Origin of the sequence: Caldalkalibacillus thermarum, assembly GCF_014644735.1 — a bacterium.
GTDB lineage: Bacteria > Bacillota > Bacilli > Caldalkalibacillales > Caldalkalibacillaceae > Caldalkalibacillus > Caldalkalibacillus thermarum.
Map to the genome: position 1 here is coordinate 1 of NZ_BMKZ01000082.1, position 3,886 is coordinate 3,886.

Consider the following 3,886-nt stretch of genomic DNA (forward strand, 5'->3'; position numbering starts at 1 on the left):
TTATTCATATTTTCCTCTCCCAACTGTTTTGATGTTTCCAGTAATATGATACTGGGAGAGGAATGTTATGGTAAATAGTGTTCACTGTTATCCAGCGATTTTTGTTAATTCTAATTTAGCATTCACACTTGTTCTTTAATTGCTGCTTTAGGCTGTACAGGGGCTACCATTGCGATTTGTGGTTAAGTGGTGCTTCGCTAAATTATTTCTTTTATCCATAAACCCTCCGCGGTTAGTCGCGGAGGGTTTTCATTTTTGCAAGAGGTGATTCTATGTCAAGACCACGTTTGGATTTACCGCTTCCGAATTACGAACGTGAAATAAATAGGTTGATTAGAACCTATAGGAACGCTATGAAAGAAGTTCAGTTTGAAATTGAGGAGCTGGCGACCTATGGGAAAGAAAAAGATATTTCACGTCAACAAGTGAACTCAACAATACGACAGTTATCTGTTCTCCTTAATGAACTGGATGAAGAAGCTGAAGAATGGGTTAAAGAATATATTCCCAATATGTTTAAAGACGGTCAAGCTGAAGCGATTTTTGCTCTTGGGGACGCAAGAACATTGAGTGAAGCCGCAAAACATGCGAAAATGTCCCGACTTGCAAGAACAACCATTGAAGCTTTAATCGATGATACATTTGAAGATTTGTTATACGCAAATCAAAAAATGAAACGTGAAACAATAAAAATGGTTCGTTCGGTCGTTGCTGATACAATGCGAAGACAAGCGGCACAAGGTCAGGGACGTCGAACCACACGCCGCAGATTGGTTGAAACGTTAACGAAGAAAGAGCTTCGGGAACGTTGGAACGTGGAAGGGAACGTAGGTATCGTGGATAGTTTGGGAAGGCAATGGAAATTGGACACTTACGCTGAAATGGTGACACTACCAAATTACAACAAGCACACATTGAAGGGACGAGAGTTGAATCGGCACAAAGAGAGGTTGACCTTGCAATCATATCTTCACATGGGGCTGTTGACCCTTGTAAGTATTTTGAGGGCATGGTGATTTCAATGAATGGGGTAACTGATGGATATTTAACTTATGATAATTTGCGTGCAAGTAATCTAATTTTTCACCCGAATTGTATGCATAAAATAACGCCAATTCGTGATGTTTCTCTACTACCAAAAGAAGTACAAGATAGGTTTAAGCGTCGTCATGGCTATGCCGTTCGTCAATTAAACGAGGCAAAACGTAAATGCTTCCTCGCTAAATCATATGGGTTTGAGAAAAATAATAGTTGACCAAACTGCTAGTAAAACAAAGTTTTCGAAGGTATGGTCAAATGAAAGATTTTCAAAAAGAATTAAATGTATTTCAAGAAGCATTGCACATTGAGCAACCTTGGTATGTGAGTTCACATTTATTAGATCGTGAACATGAAATACTGCATATATATCTAGACTTCCCGCGGGGAAGTAAATTTATGTGCTCCCATTGCGGTGCTTACCATCAGCCTGTCCATGATATCGTAGATGAAAATAGAACTTGGAGACACCTGGATTTTTGGGAATACAAGACATACTTACACGCTCGTCTTCCAAGAACAAAGTGTGAGCAATGTGGGAAAACACGTACTGTCCAAGTAGGGTGGTCAAGGCCAAAGCGGATTAACCCCCTAAATTTGGACATAATCACAACTTTTTAAGTTATTTCTCAAAAATGCTCTTTGTTTCGTCTTTTTGTAGTATAGCCTGTCCGTCCATTTCATCAAGGGTAAAGGCTTACGCCCGTGTATCCACGCCCTTGATTTCATTCCCGTCCAGGCTACTGGGTAATTAAGACGAAACAAGGCATGAGTCTCGCTTTAAACGCGTACTTCCTGAATGGGAATCAACCCCCGTCTGTTCTGTTCATAAAATGTCNCCTAACTTTAACAGTTATACAACCAAAAAAGATGCTTAAAGTATTGAAATAGCAATATTTTAAGCATCTTTTTTATTTTTAATGTTGTATATATTCTTGTATATATGTTATAATAAATAAAAGAGGTGAGCGTGATGAATCTCCAAGTATATAAAAATCGAGGAAAAGAATACGTTCGAATCGTGGAATCGTATCGAGATCCTAAAACAAAAAAGCCTAAAATTCGGGTCATTCAATCATTTGGAAGCAAAGAAAAGTTATTAGCCGAAAACCCTCAGGCGATTGAAGAATTGCAAGCAAAAGTGGAAAAGATGAAGCAGGAAAAAGTACAACAAGAAGCAAAAAAGATTTCAGAGCGATTACATGATTTTTTACATGCAAGCGAACCTTCTCACGTACAACATGGAGCGGTTTTGAAAAACTATGGATATGAACTATATCGAATGCTTTGGAAGGAACTAGCGTTAGATTATTTCTTCGATTACCGGCAAAAAAGAGACTCTAACATTCAGTTTCGCACCAAAGTTCCAGTAGCACTCATGACTTTTTCTCGATTATTATTTCCAGATTCAAAGCTTTCTACGTTTGAAGGGAAAGAGCGATTTGCCCATGGCTTTCCATGTGAACTGGAACAACTGTATCGAAGTCTTTCCTTTCTCTCTTCTCAAAAAGAGAACTTAGAGAAACATCTCAATAAACAAATGGATAAGAAGATAAACCGAAACCTTGCTGTCGCTTTTTATGATGTGACGACATACTATTTTGAATCTGTCATGGCAGACGATATAAAAAAGTTTGGCTATTCAAAAGACAATAAAGTGAATCAAGTACAAGTCGTGATGGGACTTCTCATAGATGATCATGGGATTCCAGTAAGTTATGAACTGTTCCCTGGAAATACGAATGATTTTAAGACGTTTGAACCTGTATTAAGGCGAATGCGTGATGAATACGGGATTAAAAAATTAATCATTGTCGCCGATCGAGGAATTAATTCGAAAAATAATTTACTCTTCTTAAAGTCCATGGGGTTTGAATACATTATGGGATATAAACTACGGTCTGGCTCTAAAAAAGCAAAAGAAATGGTGTTAGATGAGACAGGATACACACATGTATCGCCTGAGTTCAAATGGAAAAAGTGCGAATTTGAATCATCTGTCCGAAAAGACGGTAAGACATATCACATACATGACCAGCTTTTAATCACCTGGTCTTTGAAACGCCAACAAAAAGACCGGAAGGATCGGGAACGAATTGTCGCAAAATCAAAACGACTTGTCGAGTCAACGTCTCAGATGAAGGCGGAAATGAAAAAGGGTGGTAAAAAGTATGTCCAGTTAACCTTCCTAGAAGATGACAAGCTTTCATTCAACGAAGAACAACTAAAAATAGACGAGCAATTCGACGGGTATTACGGAATTCAATACAGTGATGCTTCTTTGGCTGCAGATGATGTACTCACTGCTTATCATGGGCTATGGAAAATTGAAGAAAGTTTTCGTGTACTAAAGAGCAATCTAGAAACACGTCCAATCTATGTGTGGACAGAGGAAAGCATTAAAGGACACTTTGTCGTCTGTTACTTAGCATTAGTCATCCAGCGATACTTGGAATATAAATTACAACAACAAGGTGTAGAGCTATCAACAGAGAAAATTCAAGATGCCATTCGAAGTGCAACTATTTCGTTAATCGAGATGGATGAACAAGAATTCTTTATCAAAAATGAGCCAAATGAAGATTTTAAGGATATGTTACACGCATTAGGGTTGAACGATGCTCCAGCGTATGGTAAAAAATCAGATGCATATATACGGCCAGAAAAATAACATGCCTCTCAGAAATGCGATCACATCGCACTTCTAGGAGGCTTTTTTTATTTTTAACTCAACTTTCGCACCTTGAAAAACACGAGAATCCCTTGATTTAACTGGGGAATTTGGTCAAAAAACGCGAAAAACACCCAATCCTTTGGTAAAATGAAGTTGTCTAAACCAACATCTACC

General features: G+C 38.2%; 4 protein-coding genes. All 4 read left to right on the plus strand.

The window, feature by feature from the left end; all coding sequences use genetic code 11:
* Window positions 1-272: 272 nt before the first annotated feature.
* The 4 genes from IEW48_RS16210 (at window position 273) to IEW48_RS16225 (ending at window position 3,709) form a co-directional block, all read left to right on the plus strand.
* A complete protein-coding gene (locus IEW48_RS16210) occupies window positions 273-1,016 on the plus strand; it encodes a minor capsid protein (protein WP_188624662.1) in 744 nt (247 codons plus the stop codon).
* 5 nt (window positions 1,017-1,021) lie between these two features.
* Window positions 1,022-1,255 carry a hypothetical protein gene (locus IEW48_RS16215; RefSeq protein WP_188624663.1) on the plus strand — a complete coding sequence of 78 codons (234 nt, stop codon included), beginning with the start codon at window positions 1,022-1,024 and terminating at the stop codon, window positions 1,253-1,255.
* Window positions 1,256-1,437: 182 nt separating this feature from the next.
* Window positions 1,438-1,659 (plus strand): transposase family protein, encoded by a 222-nt coding sequence (locus IEW48_RS17730; RefSeq protein WP_371874899.1) that lies wholly within the window; start codon window positions 1,438-1,440, stop codon window positions 1,657-1,659.
* Between the two features lie 352 nt (window positions 1,660-2,011).
* Window positions 2,012-3,709 carry an IS1634 family transposase gene (locus IEW48_RS16225; RefSeq protein WP_007506648.1) on the plus strand — a complete coding sequence of 566 codons (1,698 nt, stop codon included), beginning with the start codon at window positions 2,012-2,014 and terminating at the stop codon, window positions 3,707-3,709.
* Window positions 3,710-3,886 lie beyond the last annotated feature (177 nt).

Excerpts from the sequence above, each read along its gene's own strand:
- IEW48_RS16210 (WP_188624662.1), top strand. The coding sequence starts at position 273 with ATGTCAAGACCACGTTTGGATTTACCGCTTCCGAATTACGAACGTGAA.
- IEW48_RS16215 (WP_188624663.1), top strand. The coding sequence starts at position 1,022 with ATGAATGGGGTAACTGATGGATATTTAACTTATGATAATTTGCGTGCA.
- IEW48_RS17730 (WP_371874899.1), top strand. The coding sequence starts at position 1,438 with ATGTGCTCCCATTGCGGTGCTTACCATCAGCCTGTCCATGATATCGTA.
- IEW48_RS16225 (WP_007506648.1), top strand. The coding sequence starts at position 2,012 with ATGAATCTCCAAGTATATAAAAATCGAGGAAAAGAATACGTTCGAATC.